We start from the raw sequence: 18,055 nt of genomic DNA on the forward strand, positions 1-18,055 counted from the left end.
TCATCGGGCCGCGCCCGGCCCTTGTTTTCCAAACATGCCGTCGAGCTTCAGATTGCTGATGCGCGGTGCGCCCTCCGCCATCGACACCCACATCACATGATCGACCACCGCCGGATCGCCCGGTGCACCACCAGGCATCCCGCCCGTCGTACCGAGCTGGATATGATCGACACCCCCGCGCTGTTCATAGGCATATTTGTGATAATGCCCCGCCAGCACGGTATGCGGGCGCCCCTTCAGCATCGTCTCGATCTCTCGGAAAGCGGCGGATTCGACCTTCCATGCCGGGCGGTGCATCAGGACGAAGGTCCAGCGCGCCTTGCGGTGCTTCGCCAGCGCGTCGCGCACCATCTTCACCTGGTCCGCGCTGAACGCGACATTCTCCGATCCGCGAACCCTGGCGGCAAGCTCGGCGAGCTTCGGATCGCCCGCGAAGATCGCCTCAGCCTTGGCGGGATCGCCCTGCAGCGCGGCGAAGACGGTCTTCATCGCGTCCGCGCCATATTGCTGGAGCAATTGCATCCGTGCGATCTTGGGCTGAGGCGGATCCTCGGTGTTGAGCACGAGGAACAGCGCGTCCTTATAGGTGAAACTGTAGTAATCCGCGCCCAACCGCTTGCGCCAGATCTCGCGCTGGACCGCGTTGGTCAGGTCGTGATTGCCCGGCACGTAGAAGAAGGGGACGCCGAGCCTGGCGACCGCGGCGTCCACTTCATCCCACTCCCCCTCGATCCGCGCGCGATCCTCCGTATTCCCCTCGATCAGGTCGCCAATATTGATGACGAAATCGGGGCGGAGCTGCTCGACCTTCGCCATCGCATCCTCGAACACGCCCGGCCGGTGCTGGCCGGTCCGATCGCCGATCACGACGAAGCGGAATTCGCGCGCGCCGCCGCCGAACGGCTTCTGCGTGCGCGCGATCGATGGTTGCGCACCCGCCCCCTGCGCGCCGGCCATGGGCAGCGCCAGCGCCGCCAGGCCGAGCACAAGGCCCAGGCGGCGCATCGCACGCCCGCGCATCAGAATTCGACGCTCAGATCGATGCCATAGGTGCGCGGTTCGCCGAACAGCGCGCCGGGGCGGCCGATGTTGAACTGCATGATGTAATATTCCTTGTCGGTGAGGTTGCGGCCCCACAGGCCGACGCGCACGCCATCGAGCCCCGGAATGTCGGACAAGGTCAGCCGCGCGTTGAGCAGGCCGTAATCGCCGATGATGTACTTGCCCCCCGCGATCGTCGAGCTGGCATATTTGTCGCTCTGCATCGTGTAGTTGATGTTGGTCGAGAGCGTGCCGATCGGCAGCGATTTGAGATCATGGTTGAGGTCGAGCGCCAGCGTGTGGCGCGGCGCGTTGGTGAAGCGATAATTCGCCGAGATATCGGCGCCGTTGGCGTCGATCACCTCGTCATAGCGCGCGGAGAGCCAGCCATAATTGACGGTGAAGCGCAGGTTGCGCACCGGCGCCAGGGTCAGATCGGCCTCTACGCCCTTCACCGTCGCCTTGCCCGCGTTGAGCACGTCGGTGATCCGCGCATTGGTCGGATCGGACTGCACGTTGATCTGGATGTCGCGATATTTGGACTGGAAGGCCGCGACGTTGAAACGGACGCGGTTGTCGAGCCACTGGCTCTTCATGCCCAGTTCGTACGACCAGAGCGTCTCCGAATCGAAACCGTCGTTGAAGCGCGCGATCGAGCTGGCGCGGATATTGTAGCCGCCGGATTTATAGCCCTTCACCGCCTTGGCATAGAGATTGACGTTGTCGGCGGCGTCATAAGCCAGGATGAAGCTGGGGCTGAAATCCTTGAACTTGCGGTCACCGTTGCCGAAGCCCGGCACGGTGACGATCGCGCCGTTGTTGACCTGGGTCTGGCGCGCCAGCGTGGCGGCGCGCTGATCCCAGCTATGGCGCATGCCGACGGTCAAATGAAGGCGGCGATCGAGCCATTCGGGGCTGTAGGTCGCCTGGCCGAACACCGCCCAGCTTTCATTGGCGATCGTCGCGGTGGTGAAGCTGCGCGTCAGCGTCGGTGGGCTGTAGCTGTTGGAGAAATTGCTGCCGTCCTCGGAGAAATAATAGACGCCCAGCACATATTCGAGCTGCCGGTCGAACGTGTCGCCGATCAGTTGCAGTTCCTCGCTCCACTGGTCCTGCTTCGCCCGGCTGCTGTTCTTCTGCAACGGATTGGGCCCGGTGACGCCGGACAGATAATCCTGGTTCTGGAAGTTATCGAGCTTGCGATAGCCGGTGATCGAGCGGACGGTGAGCGCGTCGCTCGCATGCCATTCGGCGATCAGGCTGTGCCCTTCGGCGGTGACGTCGTTGGGCAGCAGATCGCGGACAAAGGGGCTGCCCGCCTTGGGGCGCCGCACCGTCAGCGGATGCAGTGGAGAGAACGCCACATAGATCGGCGTGTCATTGATCTCCGAACGATCATAGCTGTAGCGCAGGCTGAAATCGTCGGACGGCTGCCACAGCACATCGCCGCGCATCGCCCGGCGATCCTTGTCGCCCCAGCGCTTCACGCCGGTGCCCGGATTGGCGACGAATCCGTCCTGCCGGATATAGGCATAGGACAACCGCGCCGCGAGCGTGCTGCCGATCGGGATGTTGACCGCGCCCTTCAGGCGAAGATTGTCGTAATTGCCGTAGGTCGCCTGCCCCTTGAAGCCGAACTCGCCAAGATCGGGCTTTTTGGTGATGAAGTTGATCGCGCCGCCCGTGGCGTTGCGGCCGTAAAGCGTGCCCTGCGGGCCGCGCAGCACCTCGACACGCTCCAGCTCGGCGACTTCGAGCGCCTGGCCCTGGCTGCGCGCGACATAGACGCCGTCCATATAGACCGCGACGCCGCCATCCTGGGTGATCTGGTCGTCGCTCAGCCCGACGCCGCGCATGAAGATCTGCGTCGTCGCCGCGCTGTTGGGATGCGGGGTGAGCTGAAGGTTGGGGACGTTGGCGCGCAGATCGGTCAGTCCGGTGATGCCCTTGGTCTCCAGATCGGCCTGGGTGAAGGCGGCGATCGAGATCGGCGTATCCTGCAGCGACTCCTCACGCTTCTGCGCGGTGACGACGATGTCGCCCAGTCCGTCGTCGGTCGCCTGCGCAGCCTGCGATTCGTCCTGTGCCCAGACCGGCGCAGCCATGGCGAGAACCGCCGAACCCATCAGCGCGCGCAGCAGCAATCCGTCTCTTTTCATCGAAATCATCCTCCCCTGAATGCCATGTCGCAGTGGTGGCACTCCACTTCTACCTACGCGACGGTAGACATTTTTACCTACATGAAGGTAGAATTGCAATCATGAAAAGAATGAAGGCTTCCACGCCGTCGCTTCGCGTGCTGCATCCCCCTGCCCCGGGCCACCGGGATCGCATCATATTGCGCGGAAAACCGGTTCCCACTTCGTCACGCGATGCTTTAGGAAGAACGGCAATGAAGCCGATCAAACATCACCGTGGCGAAGCGACCCGCCAGTCGATCCTGGACGCAGCCGAGCAGGTCTTCGCCGATCTCGGCTTCGCGACCGCGCGCCTCGAGGATGTGGCGCAGGCGGTCGGCATCCGCCGCCCGTCCATCATCTATTATTTCGCGGGCAAGCAGGAACTCTACGACGCGGTCGAGGCGGAGATCTTCGCATCGATGCACGAGGCTGCGCTGGGGCGCGTCGCCGATGCGACGGCGCCGCTCGACCGGCTGTTCGCATTGTTCGACGCGTGGCTCGACTTCCTCGTGGCACGCCCAACCGCGGCGCGCATCATCCTGCGCCTGGTCGCCGACGTCACGCCACGGCATGGCGATCCGACGCAATTCTCCAACGTGCTGCTGAGCGATATCGAGAAGCTGGTCGCCGAAGGGGTCGCCTCGGGCGACTTCAGGCCGCTCTCCGCGATGCATCTGGTCAATGCGGTGGGCAGCGGCGCGCTCTTCTATGTCTGCAACGGCAACCAGATCGGCGACAACCGCCGCTACGACCCCGCCGATCCCGAGGAACTCGCCCAGTTCCGGGCCCTGATGCACCTGCTCGCGAGATCGGCTGTCACGCCGGCGGGCTGAATGATTGGGGCACATGGTTCGCAGCCCGAGGCGGGTGGCCGAGGGCGCGTTCGGCCTGTTGCAATGCGATATGCGTGACTTCGGGTAGCATCGCGACCCGCTCCCGGGCCGCATCGGATGCGGCGTTGCCGCGCACGATCCTCCCCTTGATGCCGTGGAGGATCGCCGCGACCCGGAACAGATTGAACGCCAGATAGAATTCGAAATGGGGAAGGTCCGTGCGACCGGTCCGCCGGCAATATTCCGCGAGATAGGATTGCTCGTCGGGAATGCCGGTCCGCCAATAGTCGGTGCCCCGGAGCCCTGCGACGAGGCCGACAGGCATCCGGTACATCATGGCGTGATAGGCAAAGTCCGCCACGGGATTGCCGATCGTCGACAATTCCCAGTCGAGAACCGCGATCACGCGCGGTTCGACCGGATCGAAAATCAGATTGTCGATGCGAAAATCGCCGTGAACGAGGCTGACCTCCTCATCACCCGGATCATAGTCGGCGAGCAGTTCGACCAGCCTGTCCATCGCGGGATCACGCCCCGCATCGCGATCGGCCAGATACTGGCCCGACCAGCGGGATATCTGCCGGGCAATGTAGTTTTCCGGGCGCCCGAACCCGGTCAGGCCGGCGGCGGCGGGGTCGATCGAATGAAGCCGCGCGATCGTCCGGTTCATCGCGCCATAGAGCGATGACCGCTCTTCGACCGTACAGTCCGGCAGCGCCGGATCCCAGAAGATCCGCCCCTCCACCAGTTCCATCACATAGAATGCGCTGCCGATGACATCGGCGTCGGTGCAGAGCGCATGGATGCGCGGCACCGGAAAACCGACACCGTGAAGCCTGTCCATGACCAACGCCTCGCGGTCGATGGCATGGGCCCCCTTGACGATAGGGCCGAACGGCTTGCGCCGAAGCACGAACGATCGGCCGGAACCCGTGACCCTGTAGGTGGGATTGGACTGTCCACCGCTGAATCGCTCGATCGCCAGGGTGCCGGAAAAGCCGTCGACATGATCCGACATCCACCGCGCAAGCGATGCGGTGTCGATCGCGCGATCCGCCGGAGCATTGATGGATATGGTCGTCATCGCTCCCTTCAACCGTGCAAGAGGATCTGCGCACGCGCGCCTTCGGACAATTGCGCGCGCGAAACCCTGCCCAGCGCCCAGGCCGCGCCCCCCAGCATCAGCCAGATGCAAAGCGTGATCCATTCCAGTGGAACGATACCGGTCCTGTTGCGATAGGCTTCGGCCAGGGCGATGCAGACCAGGGCGGCGGAAAACAGCATCGCGCTTGTCGAGACCAGCCGACCGAAGACCGGATGCGCGAACGCGATCTGCCTCCGGCTCTGTGAGACGTGAACCGAAAGCGCCATGACGAAGAACACGATCGAAATGACCGTCACATGCGTCTTCACCAGCGGCAGGATGATCCCCTTTCCGAAGAAAATGACCGCCGCGCCGGTCAGGGCGACAAGCAGCGTCGCGATCGAAGGTGTCCCGTGGGGGGAGAGCCGGGCAAGCGAGGGCGGCAGGAGCCGAGCCCTGCCGAGCGCGAACAGGACGCGCGTTCCCGCGAAGAACAGGGCGTTCCAGCTCGAAAGAACACCGAAAAGTCCGCAGACGAGCACGAGTTTTCCAAAGATCGGAGACCCCAGGCTCAATGTGAATGCCTCGGCGACGACCAGTTCGAGACCGGCGAACTGCCCGCGCGGCAGCAGCATCGCCGTGCCCAGGATCACCGAAACATAGAATATCACCGCGAGCATGATCGCACCGACGACGGCGATCATGACGTGCCGTGGCGTGACGCTTGGATGCTTTTCCCCCATCGCCTGCGGGACGACATCGAAACCGGAGAGGAAAAAGGGCGTCGTGGCCAGCACGGTCAGAAACCCCGCGAAGGAGACGGACCAGTCCGCGCTTTTGAACAGCGGCCAGAGATTGTCGACCCGCCCGTTATAGACCCCGCCCACGACGATGACCGCCCCGAGCAGGAGGAAGATATAGGTCAGATAATCCTGGATCCGCGCGGTGAGGCCGGCCCCGCGATAATTGACATATCCGATCGCCAGCAACAGCAGGAATCCGACGATCATCGTTCCAAGATGGACCGTCGTTCCCATCACCTCGTAGAGCGCGGGCCCCTTTATGCCGGGCAGCAACGCCTCGATCACCCAGCTCGTCGACACGACCCCGAATGCGGACGCGGCGACATAGGTGAGCACCATCAGCCACCCGGTCATGAACGACGCCGGAGCGCCGAAGACATTATAGGCATAGGCGATCGACCCGCCGGTCACGGGATAACGGATCGCGAGCTTCGCGTAGCAAAGGCCGATGGCCGACATGAAGATGCCGGCGACCAGGAAAGCAAGGCTCGCGCCGAGCGCCCCGCCCTCAAGCAGCCAGGTCGACATGATGATGATCCAGCCGACACCGACGATCGTGCCGAAGGCGAGATTGAAATATTGCACGAACCCGATGTCGCGCTTGAGCCCCTGCTCATCCATGCCGATGCGCCCCACCTATCGAGTGTCAGGAAGCCCACATCCTGGGCGCGGAGAGCACCCGGCGGACCAGGGGCTCGAATTCCCTGAGCGGCAGGGTGTCGTATGTGGGATCGAACGACATCTGGTCGTATTTTTCACAGAAATCGACGGTGGCCTGAAAATGGGGATGGTCGCGGAACATGTCGCGCGCGTTCCGGTCGCGTCCCTGCCCGTCCAGATGCCAGAAATAATAGCCCTGGAAGACCGCGTGGTTCTTCACGATGAAATGCTGTTCCTCGGTGACGTACGGCTTGAGGATGCCCGCAGCGACATCGCCATGATTGTGCGGAGAGAGCGTGTCGCCAATGTCGTGGAACAACGCCATGACGACATAGTCATCGGGCCGGTGATCGCGCAGCGCGCGTGTCGCCGTCTGCAACGAATGCTCGAAACGGTCGACATGATGGCCGGCATCGTCGCCGAGGAGGAATTTCAGATGATCCATCACCGCGTCGGCATGCTGGGTCACGCACCGCGATCGGTCGAATCTCTCCGTCGCCAGCCGATAATCCTCGGCATCGCCATCGGCCATGTGATAATATTTAACCCGGTTCATCGTTGACCTCCCTGGCTGGCTGGAATGATTGGCGGGACCGTGCGGGAGGCTCAGCCCCGCTGATGCGCGGCACGGGTCATGGCGTCAGCCCCGATATCGTCGCGCCGCCATCGACCACGAGCGTCTGTCCCGTCATGTACGCGGCGGCATCCGATGCCAGATAGCCGGCGGCACCCGCGATTTCCGCCGCTTCCCCGATCCGCTGCAATGCCGTCGCCTGGACGACGCGCGCCTGCGCGCGCGGATCCTCCCATAGCGACCGTGCGAAATCGGTGCGGATCAGGCCGGGTGCGATCGCGTTCACCCGCACATCATGCGGTCCGAATTCAAGCGCGAGGTTGCGTGCAAGCTGGAGGTCCGCCGCCTTCGAGACATTATAGGCGCCGACCACCGTCGAGCCCGTCAGCCCGCCGATCGAACTGATCAATATGATCGATCCCCGACGCCGCGCGATCATCCCCGGCGCGACGAGTTGGACGAGCCAGTGATTGGACAGGATGTTGTTCGACAGGATCTTCTCGAACTGCTCGTCGGTGATATCGAGCATCGGCCCGTAAACAGGGTTGGTCGCGGCGTTGCAGACCAATATGTCGATATCGCCCAGTCGATCGCGTGTTTGCTCGACCAGCCGCGCCAGATCCTGTTTCCGCGAAATATTCGCCGCGACGGCGATGGCGATACCATCGCCATGACGCCGGTTGATGTCATGCGCGACCGCCTCGCATGCCTCGACCTGCCGGGAGGAGATCACGACGCGCGCGCCCTGGCTGGCAAGCTGGCGCGCGATCGCCTCTCCGATTCCGCGCGACGAGCCGGTGATGAGCGCAGTGCGCCCGGTCAGGTCGAAAGCGGCCGTTCCCGCACCCCGGCAAGGATCGGGACTATTCGGCACGGACGTCATCCCGCAGGATGTCGGTACGAAAGCCGCTGGGATCGCCATATTTGACAGCCCTGGGCCACAGCTCGTCCAGCGTGTCCGCCTGGTACATGCGCCCCGCCTTCACGACATAGCGCAGCGACAGGGTGTTGCGGATATTCGCGCGCGGGTCCGCGTCGAGCACGAGCAGGTCCGCGATCTTGCCGGTCTCGATGCTCCCGAGCTCACGATCCAGACCGATGAAGCGGGCACTGTCGATCGTCGCCGCTTCAAGGGCCTCGTCGTTGCTGAGGCCCGATTGGCCGCTGGTCATCGTCCAGAGTTCCCAATGCGTCCCCAGTCCGACGACTTCGCCATGCGCGCCCACGGCGACATGGCCGCCTTCACGCTTGATCCTGCGCAATCCGTCGGCGACGACCGGAAACAGATATTCGGTTTCCGGCTTCTTGTTGAAGATCCGCCGCGCCGTGCCGCGCTGCCACGAGGTCCAGCGGCTGGCCTTGCTGTCGGTGAGCAGGTTGTTGCGGCTGTACCAATATTCGAGCGCCGAACCGTTCGAGAAATCGCTCAGATAGATCTGCGCCGAGTTCGTCGATCCGACCTTGCCGAAGAACTGCACCACATCGTCGTAGAGCCTGTACTGCAGGGGGTGTTCCCAGCCCGTCAGCCCGTTCATCGCCTGGCCCAGCATATAGTTGAGCGGACCAAGTTCGGTGGTCACGGTCATGTTCCGCATCCGCGCCGCCTCGACGATCATCTGGCGCTGCTTGCGGTTGCACAGCAGATAATCCTTGAGCGAGAGCACGCCATAACTGGCCGCTCGATCGACATGATCGAGCGCGTCTTCGAACGTCTCGATGTTCCGGAGCAATCCGCCCGGCCCGGTGCAGGTCAGCGCATATCCGGTCGAATAAGTGCGTGGACCGACGATCCGCCCCGCCTCGACCAGATCGCTGATCGAGAATTGCGGAACCGGCGAACCGAACGGATCATGGATCGTAGTGACGCCGTAAGCGAGATAGGCCGAGGAATCGAGGCGGCGCAGGTTGATGATGTCGCTGCCCTCGTCCTCATGGATCGAGTGGGCATGCACATCGAACATGCCGGGCATGATGTATTTTCCGCTCGCATCGACGGTCCGCGCATCGGCCGGCGTATCGCAGCGCCCGACACAGGTGATCCGTCCATTGGTGACGACGACATTGCCGGTGACGACCTGTCGCTGGTTCATCGTGATCACGGTCGCATTCGCGAAGACGATCGAACCGCGCGCGATCGCGCGTGGCAGCACAAGGCCGCTGGGCGTCGATCGCAATGTCTGCGACGACACGTCGTAGCTCGTCAGCGCACCGCCGCTGGCCATCTCCAGAACATTGTCGTCGCGCCAGTTCAGGTAGCGCGCGCCCTTGCGGGTGATCTGTTGCGCGTCGGGCCCGGTGGTATCGACCAGTTCGCCGGGAACCGATTTGAGCCGCACCAGATAGGCGTCCTGATACTGGCCGATGGCGAGCAGCTTGCCATTGGGCGACAATGCCAGTTCGGACACGGGGCCCGCGACGGTCACGATCGGCTGGTCGGTCTTCGACTGCGGATCGAACGCGGTGAGCGTCATCCCCTTGTCGCCCGGTTTCAGGAAGAAGCGCTTGCCCGGATGCGCCGCATTGCCGGATGACGCGCCCTTGTCGCGCGCGACGATCGTCGCGGTGCCCCCCGTCGCCGGCAGCGATACCAGTTCCCAATATTGCTTGTCGGCGGTGAAGGTAAGCGCTGCCGGCCAGCGATCCGCGAGGATGCGCGCGCCATCGGCGCTGAAGGACGGCCGCATATAGAGCGCCGGTTCAAGGGAAATCTGGCGCGCGACCGCGTCGGATGCCTTGACCATCCAGATATGACCGGCGCGAGCCTCCGTCGCGGTGGTGAAGACGAACGCCTTGCCGTCGCCCGACCAGGATGGCGTGAGTTGAACCGCATCGTCCCCGCCCGCGCTGATCGCGCGCGGTGTCGCATGTCCAGTCGAGGTGAGCCAGAGACGGCCGGCCGCCTCGAACAGCGCGTGCTTGCCGGTCGGCGATGTCAGCGGCCAGCGCACGAAGCGTGGACTGAAGCTGTCATCCTCGATCCGCACGTTCGCGCGGGTCATCTGCGATATCTCGCGCTTGACTTCGGCGGTGAACTCGATCGTGGTCGTCCTGGCATCGTCGAGCCAATAGCGCTTCAGCTTGCCACCGATGCTCAGGACCAGGGACTTGCTGTCCTTCGCCCAGCTATATCCCGGCAGAATGCGGTCCTGGTAATTGGGAAGGTTGGTGCCGGCGTCCCGCGTGATCGGGTCGACGACGATCCTGTCCTCACCGGTCTTGAGGTCGCGGAGCCAGAGCGCTGTGCGACCCGTCATCTCATGGCCGGCCTGCTCCACCCGTCCCTCGGGAATGCGCCGTGCGAAGGCAAGCCACCGGCCGTCCGGCGACACTTCGGGCGCGAGTTCGGTCAGGTAGAGCGGGAACGGCCGTTCCGATGCCCAGTCGCCGAAATACCGGTCCTTGGTTTCGGTGACATCCTGCACCTGCCGCGTCTTCAGGTCGATGCGCTGGATACGCCGGGGATTGCCGCCATAGGGTGAAGTCTGGAAATAGACGAACTGGCCGTCGGGCGACACGCTCGGCCATTGATGGCGGTCGGCGCCGTTCCACAGGTTCGTACCACGCCAGATCTCGTTGCGATCCTCGGTGATGTCCGGGCGCCCGGAAATGCCGACAAGCTGCTCGGGCGCGCCGCCATCGACCGGCACCCGCCACACCGTATCGGTGGTGACGATGAAGCCCATGCCGGGCCGTTGGAACCGGCGCGTGGCGACGATGCTCTGCCCATCGGGTGTCCAGGCCGGTTCCGCGAAGCGCGAATCCTGATCCGGGTGGAGCGGCCGCGGATTCGATCCGTCGGCATCCATCAGCCAGAGATTGTCCTGCGAGCTGCGGTCGGAGACGAACGCGATCGTCCTGCCATCGGGCGAATAGCGCGGATGGTAGTTCACCGATATGCCCGACGCCTTTGTAAGCAGGGTCGCGGCGCCACCATCGGCCGCAACACGATAGATGTTGCCGAGCAGGTCGAATATGATCCAGCGTCCGTCAGGCGATATGTCGGCGGACATCCAGGTGCCTTCGCTGACATTGAATTCGATCTGGCGGGTCTCGCCGCGCGGGACGGAAACATCCCATTTGGCGTCGCTCGTATCGGCGGCGCGCGCATGGCCCGCCTGGGCAACCGCGATGGCGGCGAGGATCGGCGCGACGGATAGGAATTTCATGGCATTTCCCCATTCACTCTTACGGATGCTTCAGCGTGGTCGGGCTGCTTCGCATCATAGTCGGACATAAATCCTGGATGACGGGATCGGAGGCGCTTGTCGGTCATGCGGCCAGTCCGGGTCATGTAATCATGCGCGAAGTCGAGCGGATTCAGGCCCATCTTCTCGCTGAAATTCTCATACCAGGAGAAGCTTTTTGCCGCGGCATCGCTGAGCAGGGTCACCGCCGGGCGCCTCAATTGCTCGAAGAGTTCCAGCATGCGCGGAATATCGCCGCCTGAAGTCGAGAAGACGTCGCCAAGCGCGATCGCGTCCTCCATCGCCAGGCGAGTGCCGGATCCGATCGAGAAATGGACACTGCGCTGCGCATCGCCCAGCAGCACGATATTGCCGTGCGTCCAGCGCGCATTCTGGACCACCGGAAACTGGCGCCACGGCGAATGATTGGCGATGAGGCGATGGCCGCGCAGATCCTCGGCGAAGACATGCTCGATGAAATTCTGTCGCGCGTCGTCGGTCATCGCATCCAGCCCGCAGGCCAACCATGTGGCTTCGTCGCATTCGGCCACGAATGTGCTCATGTCGGACTGATAGGGATAATAATGGCCGACAAAGGAGCCGCCGCGAAAGGCGCGAAAGGCAAGAGCGGGACGGTCGAAGGCGAACTGGACGCCATACCATGCGAACCGGTTGGTCAGCATGTAGACCGATGTGCCGAATTCCTGCTCGAAACCGGCCCGCACCAGCGAATTGACACCGTCCGCGCCCACGACGAGATCGGCATCGAGATAGTCGCCCACCGCCTCGACACCATGATCGAAGCACATTTCGACGCCCGCCTCGGCACAGCAGGACTGCAGGATGTCGAGAAGGCGCAATCTCGAAATGCTGCCCGCCTTCGCCTCGGAATCGATGACGACCGACCCGGCCGGAACCGTGATGAGTTGCTCGCCCAGCATTTCCATCGCAGCCGAGATCTGGATGTACGACGCGGGATCGGCACGTTTGAGATGCTGCAACCCCTGGTCGGCGAGGACGACGCCAAAGCCATAGGTCGCGCCTTTGGGATTGCGCTCGAACACCCGTATCCGGGCATCAGGGTTCGCCTTCTTGGCGAGAATCGCGAAGTACAGGCCGGCGGGTCCGCCGCCGATGATATTGATCTTCATGAGGCCCTCGCGGCAGCAGGGAGGAACGCGCCGAATGTTTCGCCGAGCCAGTTTCGAATGGTTTCGCCGGCGATCAGTTGGCCGTCGACGCCGTCTGGGGACAATCGGCGGCCATGATGATCGCCGGGTATCGCCTCCAGCACCTTGTCGGACGATCCGATGGCGGCGAAGATCAGCGCGATGTCGGCGGGGAAGACGCAATTGTCCCCGGTATATTGGATGAGCAGGCTGGGTTGGCCGATCGCGGGCGCACACGGCTCCACCGCTGCCCGCGAGCTCAATCCAGACCAGGTCGACAGCCAGCTTTCCGCCGTGCAGATGCGCGCGAAGCCGATCGAGCCCCAGTTGGAAACGAAAGGGTCGGTGCCCCATAGCGACCCGAAACGGCGATCGGAGGGATCGAGCGTCAGATCGAAGCAGCGAAGGTCGGCATCGGTCCGCCAGACCGTGATCAGCGGCGAATGCGCCGCATCGATGCGCGTGGCGCGATCGGTTGCGCCGGCCTTGAGTTTGCGGCGCGCGACGGTGCGGCGCTCGACAATGGTGCGCGCCGTCTGATCGATACGCGCGACACGAAGCGCCTGAGCGGCCCTGTAACGCGCCACGAATTCGGGCGAATAGCAGGGGCCAGATGGATGGGGCGGGTAGCCGTTCTGCTCCGAAAACGGATCGAGCATCGGCTCCACCGAACGAGGATCGTTTTCGTCGACCACGGACGGATCGAGGGCATTCATCAGCAGCCGCCCCTGGCCGGGATGGGGTGAAACCAGGATGACGCCATCGGGAACGGGCAGATCGGCGGTGGATAGCCCGGTCGGTCGGCCCGCCGGCGTGGTCGCCAGCCGATCGCCGGGTGCGGCACCGGCTTGCTGATTGTACAGCGCATAGAGCCCGGCTCCGCCGGAATTGCCCAGCAGCACGATCTTCTCGAAACCGGCCTGCCGCAGGAATGCGAGCCCCGCCGCGACATCCAGCAGCGCGATTTCATGTTCCAGCCGGATGTCGTTGCCGGGCGACCGGGGCGCCTGCACCCAGACCGCCGCGCCGGCCTTCAGGATATCCGGCACCAGATAATGCGACACCAGCACTTCGCGCGGATGCATGAGGCACACCACAAGGCGCTCGCCACCGGTCGAGAACAGGAAGCCCGATGTTACGGCGCCATCGGCGGTCGAGAGGCTGTGGCTCGAAAGCGACATCCCCTCTGGCAGCCGCGCCGGATTCCAATGCGCGCCTCGCAGGCCGGCGGTAGCAGTGCGCCCCTTGATCGTCACAAATAACTCCTTGTGATTGCTCCGCCCGGCCCGATCCGGAAGCGCGCGCGGTAATTCCCTGAAGCGACCGGCTCCGGAGCGTGACAGGCCATGCAGCGAGACGCTGGGCGCGCCCCTGGGCCCCGGTCAGAACCGGAAGCCCAACTGCACGCCATATGTCCTTGGCGGCGCCAGCAGATCGAGTTGGCCGAAGAAGCCGAGCGCCCGGATCACATTCTGCTTGTAGACCCTGTTGGTCAGGTTCCGGCCGAACACGGCGATGCTCCATCGCTTGTCGGCGGTATCGAAACCGATCCTGCCATTGAGAATCTCGTAGGAGTCCTGCTGGCCGTAACGGTCGTTCAGATTGTTGAAGGCAGTGAAGAACACCCGCGACTGATGGTAGAGATCGCCCTGGATGTACGCGCTGCCCGCCCCGCCGATTTCGCGGCTGTACTGGGCGGACAAAGTCGCCGCGAATTTCGGCGCACGCGGCAGCCTGTTGCCCGACAGATCGACGATGAGCGTTCCGTCGACCTCGCTGTTGGGCGAAAGGAAGCGCTTGTATTTCGCATCCAGCAACGAGACGCCGGCGCTCAGCCTGAGCCCCTCGACCGGCAGGGCCGAGAGTTCGAATTCCAGCCCCTTCACTTCGGCGGAAGCAGCGTTGCCGACCTCGGTCGTCGCGCCGGTTTCGGGATCGGGCGCCGGAAGCGCCTGGTTCACCTGGATGTTGCTATAGTCGTAGAAGAAGGCGCTCGCATTGAACCTGAGCTTGCCATCGAGCCAGGTCGAACGCAGCCCCGTTTCATAGCTCCAGATGGTCTCCGGATCGAACACGTCGCGCGCGCTCTCGTTGAAGCCGCCGGACTTGAAGCCCTTGGTGACCGATGCATAGAGCATCACATCCTTGCTCGGGCTGAACTCGACCGCCAATCGGGGCGTGAACGAATTCCATGATTTGCGCCCCCGTTCATCCACCCCGAGCGACGCATCGGCGTTCACATATTGGATCGCCGATTTGCTCTCCCGGCCAAAACGCGCGCCGGCGGTGACGCGGAACTGCTCGCTCAGCGCATAGGTTGCCTGGCCGAAGGCGGCATATGCCTCGGACCGCTGATCGAAATCGCGCCCGATCGGGCCGTTGGAAAGCCCCAGCGAGTCGAACAGCGGGGTGGTATAGACGCCGCGCTCGCGCCGCTTGTCGCGAAGGTAGAACAGGCCCGCGACCCATTGCAGCGGTCCACTGCCTTCGCTGGAGAACTGGAGTTCCTGCGAGAACCAGCTGACCTTGCCACCATCGGTAAATCCGTTGAAATACGGAACCTCGGTACCGTCAATGTCGATATCCTCGGCCGCCTTGTTCGCCTGATACGCCGTCAGGCTGCGCAGATTCACATCGCCAAGCCGCCAGGTGAGATGCGCGCTTGCACCATATTGCTTGAAATTCTGGACCGATCGCTTGTCCGAATAGATCACCATCGGATCATCGGGGACCGTGCCGGGGGCAAGCCCAAAGCTCGGCAGCAGATCGACCTGCGGCGCGAAGACGTTCTTGTTGATCTTGAATCCCAGCGTGCGGGAATCCTTTTCGTGGCTGTAATTGCCGATCAGCAGCAGCTCGACATCCTCGTTCGGGGTCAGCAGCAGTTGCGTGCGACCAGCCCAGTAGTTTTCGTCGTCGATGCGTGTGTTGAGATAGGGGTTGCGCCTGAATCCGTCGCGATCCGTGTTCAGGAACGTGGCGCGCAATGCCACCTTGTCACTGACGATCGGCACATTCACCAACAGCCGTTCGCGAAGGCGATCGAAGTTTCCGATCTCGAGGTCGCCCTCAAGCTCGAAATCCATGGTCGGCCGCTGGGTGATGATGTTCACCACGCCGGCGGTGGCATTGCGGCCATAAAGCGTGCCTTGCGGCCCCTTGAGCACTTCGACGCGATCGACGCCGAGGAATTCCTGGAGCGCTGCCTGGGTGGTGACCTGGTAGACGCCGTCGACATGGACCGCGACGCTTTGATCGCCGCCGAAATTCGTGCCGACACCGCGCACATAGATCTGCGCTGTGGCGGTGTTGGTAGAGACCGCCACGCCCGGCGCGATCAGTTGCAGGTCCAGCGTGCTTTCGACGCCGGCCTCCTTGAGCGCATCCCCCGTCATCGCGACGATCGAAAGCGGCGTTTTCTGAATCGAGGAAGAGCGACGCTCGGCGGTCACGACAATGTCGCCAAGGCCGGGATCGGCGGCGGCTTCGGTCGCCGATTGATCGGCATCGGCCTGCGCCAGAGCGCTCGAGGACATGACGGCGATCGCGATCGCGCTCGAGCAGACCCACGTCCTTTTGAAATGTCGCATCTGGCTCCCCCTTTTTCTCGTATCGGACTTTAGTGTTGATAATCTGACACTAGAGTTGATTCGAGTCAAATGGAAATCCGATCACGCGGCATTGCATGTCCACAAGTCAGGTTTTCCGGGGAAAAATGATGGCCGGCAGGCAGGCACGCATCAAAAAGCAGAACGGCGAGCCCGCTTTCGCGCACCCGCCGTCCTCGCATGTCCATGATTGGATCGGTCGTCAGCTTCGCCTGGAGAGCTTGTCCGCGATATCCTGCCTGAGCGCCGGCTTGCTGACCTTGCCGACCTTGGTGACGGGAAATGTCTGCACGATCTCGATATGGTCGGGGTGCTTGTACCGCGCGAGCCCACGTTCCTTCAGATATAGGCTCAACGCCGCGACATCGGGCATCGCCTGCCCGACCTCCGGGATCACATAGGCGCAGACCCGCTCCCCAAACTCCCGGTCGGGCATTCCCACCACCGCGACCTCGCGCACCGAGGGATGATCGAGGACCGCGCGCTCGACTTCCTCGGCGCTGATCTTCTCGCCGCCCCGGTCGATATTGTCCTTGATGCGCCCTTCGAACGAATAGAAAATCTGCCCGTCGATCTCGTGCGCGCGCATGAGATCGCCCGAGCGGTAGAAGCCGTCGGCGGTGAATGCCTTTCCGTTATGCTCCTCGGCCTTGTAATAGCCCGCGATCGTATAGGGGCCCCTGCAACACAATTCGCCGACCTCACCGATCTCGACCGGCACTTCGCTGCCGGGATGCAGGATCCTGATTTCGTCGGCCGGGCTGAGCGGCTGCCCCACCGTGGCGCCCCTTGCCCGGGCGGGATGGCCAGGCGTCGTTCGCATGCAAAGCCCCTCGCTCATGCCGAACAGGTGATGGCCGGGGACATTGAAGCTGCGCTCGACAAGATTGGTCTCACCGGCAGTGATCAGGTCGCGTAGCGATGACAGATCGTGATCCTGTGCGATGCCGGCATCGATGATCCGCACGATCAGGGGAATGCTGGCGACCGTCATGGTCACGCGATGCTCGGAGATCGCCCTCAGCATCGCCGAAGGATCGAGCGATTGCTGGACGATCACGCAGCCGCCGCGCAGATGCGCCGGTGGCGCGCCGCAGACGATCCCCGCATTGTGGATGATCGGCAGCGGCCAATAGACCCGCACATCCCCGTCATAACCCGACGCGTCCGCCCAGGCCTCCATATTGTAGAGATATTCATTGTGGAAACGGGGAATGATCTTGGGAATGCCCGTCGTTCCGCCCGACAATTGGAACATCGCGATGTCGAACGGGTCGATATCGAGCGCCGCCAGCCGCGCACGGGCAACCGCGGGATCCTGACTGCGGACCAGTGCCTCGAAGCCATGACCGCCTTCTGGCGGATCTCCACATATCGTGATGAGGAATTCCAGCGACGGGCATTTGCCGGCCATCGCGAGCGCAAAGTCCGGCAACTCGCCTCCGCGGAAATTCGCCTGGACGATATGCCCCCGCGCTTCGGTAAAATCGGCGATGAAGCCTATTTCCTGCTCCCGGTGATTGGGGAGAGTCGCGATCGGAACGATGCCGGCCTTGAAACAGCCATAGAGGCAGAAGAACAGTTCCTCGACATTGCCGATCTGGAATATCATCCGGTCGCGCGGCTTCAGGCCAAGTTCGAGCAAGGCCGCGCCGAAGCAATCCGACATCGTGTCGAGCTGGCCATAGGTGTAGCGACGGCCGGACTCGCAGCCGATCAGCGCTATCCTGTCGGGCGCCTGGCGGGCGGCTTCGTGAAATGCCTGCCCCAGGGGCACATCCCCCAGAATGCCACGGTCATGATAGGCACGCAGACGTCCGGCGTCCGGATAAACCACACCCGGCAAAGGGTGACGAACCCCCACTGTGTCGACGATATCGTCTTCTTTCTGGCCAATTCGCATTTTCACTCTCTCTTGA

At 63.2% G+C, this 18,055-nt stretch carries 13 protein-coding genes; 2 read left to right on the forward strand and 11 right to left on the reverse strand.

Annotated features, from left to right (window positions below; translation table 11 throughout):
* Both AC3WN8_RS07050 and AC3WN8_RS07055 read right to left on the reverse strand, forming a co-directional pair.
* A complete protein-coding gene (locus AC3WN8_RS07050) occupies window positions 1–1,020 on the reverse strand; it encodes a metallophosphoesterase family protein (RefSeq protein ID WP_492668687.1) in 1,020 nt (339 codons plus the stop codon).
* Window positions 1,020–3,200 (reverse strand): TonB-dependent receptor, encoded by a 2,181-nt coding sequence (locus AC3WN8_RS07055; protein WP_492668688.1) that lies wholly within the window; start codon window positions 3,198–3,200, stop codon window positions 1,020–1,022. Before AC3WN8_RS07055 ends, AC3WN8_RS07050 begins: the two co-directional genes overlap by 1 nt.
* 233 nt (window positions 3,201–3,433) lie before the next feature.
* Here AC3WN8_RS07055 and AC3WN8_RS07060 point away from each other — a divergent pair, with 233 nt between their 5' ends.
* Window positions 3,434–4,054 carry a TetR/AcrR family transcriptional regulator gene (locus AC3WN8_RS07060; protein WP_492668689.1) on the forward strand — a complete coding sequence of 207 codons (621 nt, stop codon included), beginning with the start codon at window positions 3,434–3,436 and terminating at the stop codon, window positions 4,052–4,054.
* On the opposite strand, the gene AC3WN8_RS07065 is transcribed toward AC3WN8_RS07060, so the two are convergent.
* The 8 genes from AC3WN8_RS07065 to AC3WN8_RS07100 form a co-directional block, all read right to left on the reverse strand.
* Window positions 4,038–5,138 (reverse strand): phosphotransferase, encoded by a 1,101-nt coding sequence (locus AC3WN8_RS07065; RefSeq protein ID WP_492668690.1) that lies wholly within the window; start codon window positions 5,136–5,138, stop codon window positions 4,038–4,040. The genes AC3WN8_RS07060 and AC3WN8_RS07065 overlap by 17 nt on opposite strands.
* Before the next feature lie 8 nt (window positions 5,139–5,146).
* Window positions 5,147–6,562, reverse strand: a complete 1,416-nt coding sequence (locus AC3WN8_RS07070; RefSeq protein WP_492668691.1) for an APC family permease — start codon at window positions 6,560–6,562, stop codon at window positions 5,147–5,149.
* A 25-nt stretch (window positions 6,563–6,587) separates the two neighbouring features.
* Complete coding sequence (locus AC3WN8_RS07075) at window positions 6,588–7,157, reverse strand: HD domain-containing protein (protein WP_492668692.1); 570 nt, start codon at window positions 7,155–7,157, stop codon at window positions 6,588–6,590.
* 76 nt (window positions 7,158–7,233) lie between these two features.
* The gene (locus tag AC3WN8_RS07080) at window positions 7,234–8,049 is read right to left on the reverse strand and encodes an SDR family oxidoreductase (protein ID WP_492668693.1); all 816 of its coding nucleotides are present in this window, start codon (window positions 8,047–8,049) and stop codon (window positions 7,234–7,236) included.
* On the reverse strand, window positions 8,039–11,341 hold the full coding sequence (locus tag AC3WN8_RS07085; protein ID WP_492668694.1) for an amidohydrolase family protein: 3,303 nt from the start codon (window positions 11,339–11,341) through the stop codon (window positions 8,039–8,041). The genes AC3WN8_RS07080 and AC3WN8_RS07085 overlap by 11 nt, the downstream gene beginning before the upstream one ends.
* Complete coding sequence (locus AC3WN8_RS07090) at window positions 11,338–12,510, reverse strand: FAD-dependent monooxygenase (RefSeq protein ID WP_492668695.1); 1,173 nt, start codon at window positions 12,508–12,510, stop codon at window positions 11,338–11,340. The genes AC3WN8_RS07085 and AC3WN8_RS07090 overlap by 4 nt, the downstream gene beginning before the upstream one ends.
* Window positions 12,507–13,784 carry an alpha/beta fold hydrolase gene (locus AC3WN8_RS07095; protein ID WP_492668696.1) on the reverse strand — a complete coding sequence of 426 codons (1,278 nt, stop codon included), beginning with the start codon at window positions 13,782–13,784 and terminating at the stop codon, window positions 12,507–12,509. Before AC3WN8_RS07095 ends, AC3WN8_RS07090 begins: the two co-directional genes overlap by 4 nt.
* Window positions 13,785–13,910: 126 nt before the next feature.
* Complete coding sequence (locus AC3WN8_RS07100) at window positions 13,911–16,064, reverse strand: TonB-dependent receptor (RefSeq protein ID WP_492668697.1); 2,154 nt, start codon at window positions 16,062–16,064, stop codon at window positions 13,911–13,913.
* Here AC3WN8_RS07100 and AC3WN8_RS07105 point away from each other — a divergent pair.
* The gene (locus tag AC3WN8_RS07105; RefSeq protein ID WP_492668698.1) at window positions 16,063–16,326 is read left to right on the forward strand and encodes a hypothetical protein; all 264 of its coding nucleotides are present in this window, start codon (window positions 16,063–16,065) and stop codon (window positions 16,324–16,326) included. The two genes, AC3WN8_RS07100 and AC3WN8_RS07105, sit on opposite strands and share 2 nt — an antisense overlap.
* 12 nt (window positions 16,327–16,338) lie before the next feature.
* Here AC3WN8_RS07105 and AC3WN8_RS07110 read toward each other — a convergent pair whose 3' ends face one another.
* The gene (locus tag AC3WN8_RS07110) at window positions 16,339–18,039 is read right to left on the reverse strand and encodes an AMP-binding protein (protein ID WP_492668699.1); all 1,701 of its coding nucleotides are present in this window, start codon (window positions 18,037–18,039) and stop codon (window positions 16,339–16,341) included.
* Between the last annotated feature and the right edge of the window lie 16 nt (window positions 18,040–18,055).

The sequence above is a fragment of the Sphingobium sp. FW305-3-2-15-F-TSA7 genome (genome assembly GCF_058787155.1).

Coding starts and splice junctions, on each gene's coding strand:
- AC3WN8_RS07065 (WP_492668690.1), bottom strand. CDS start 5,138: ATGACGACCATATCCATCAATGCTCCGGCGGATCGCGCGATCGACACC.
- AC3WN8_RS07075 (WP_492668692.1), bottom strand. CDS start 7,157: ATGAACCGGGTTAAATATTATCACATGGCCGATGGCGATGCCGAGGAT.
- AC3WN8_RS07100 (WP_492668697.1), bottom strand. CDS start 16,064: ATGTCCTCGAGCGCTCTGGCGCAGGCCGATGCCGATCAATCGGCGACC.
- AC3WN8_RS07085 (WP_492668694.1), bottom strand. CDS start 11,341: ATGAAATTCCTATCCGTCGCGCCGATCCTCGCCGCCATCGCGGTTGCC.
- AC3WN8_RS07105 (WP_492668698.1), top strand. CDS start 16,063: ATGACGGCGATCGCGATCGCGCTCGAGCAGACCCACGTCCTTTTGAAA.
- AC3WN8_RS07060 (WP_492668689.1), top strand. CDS start 3,434: ATGAAGCCGATCAAACATCACCGTGGCGAAGCGACCCGCCAGTCGATC.
- AC3WN8_RS07110 (WP_492668699.1), bottom strand. CDS start 18,039: ATGCGAATTGGCCAGAAAGAAGACGATATCGTCGACACAGTGGGGGTT.
- AC3WN8_RS07055 (WP_492668688.1), bottom strand. CDS start 3,200: ATGAAAAGAGACGGATTGCTGCTGCGCGCGCTGATGGGTTCGGCGGTT.
- AC3WN8_RS07050 (WP_492668687.1), bottom strand. CDS start 1,020: ATGCGCGGGCGTGCGATGCGCCGCCTGGGCCTTGTGCTCGGCCTGGCG.
- AC3WN8_RS07070 (WP_492668691.1), bottom strand. CDS start 6,562: ATGGATGAGCAGGGGCTCAAGCGCGACATCGGGTTCGTGCAATATTTC.
- AC3WN8_RS07090 (WP_492668695.1), bottom strand. CDS start 12,510: ATGAAGATCAATATCATCGGCGGCGGACCCGCCGGCCTGTACTTCGCG.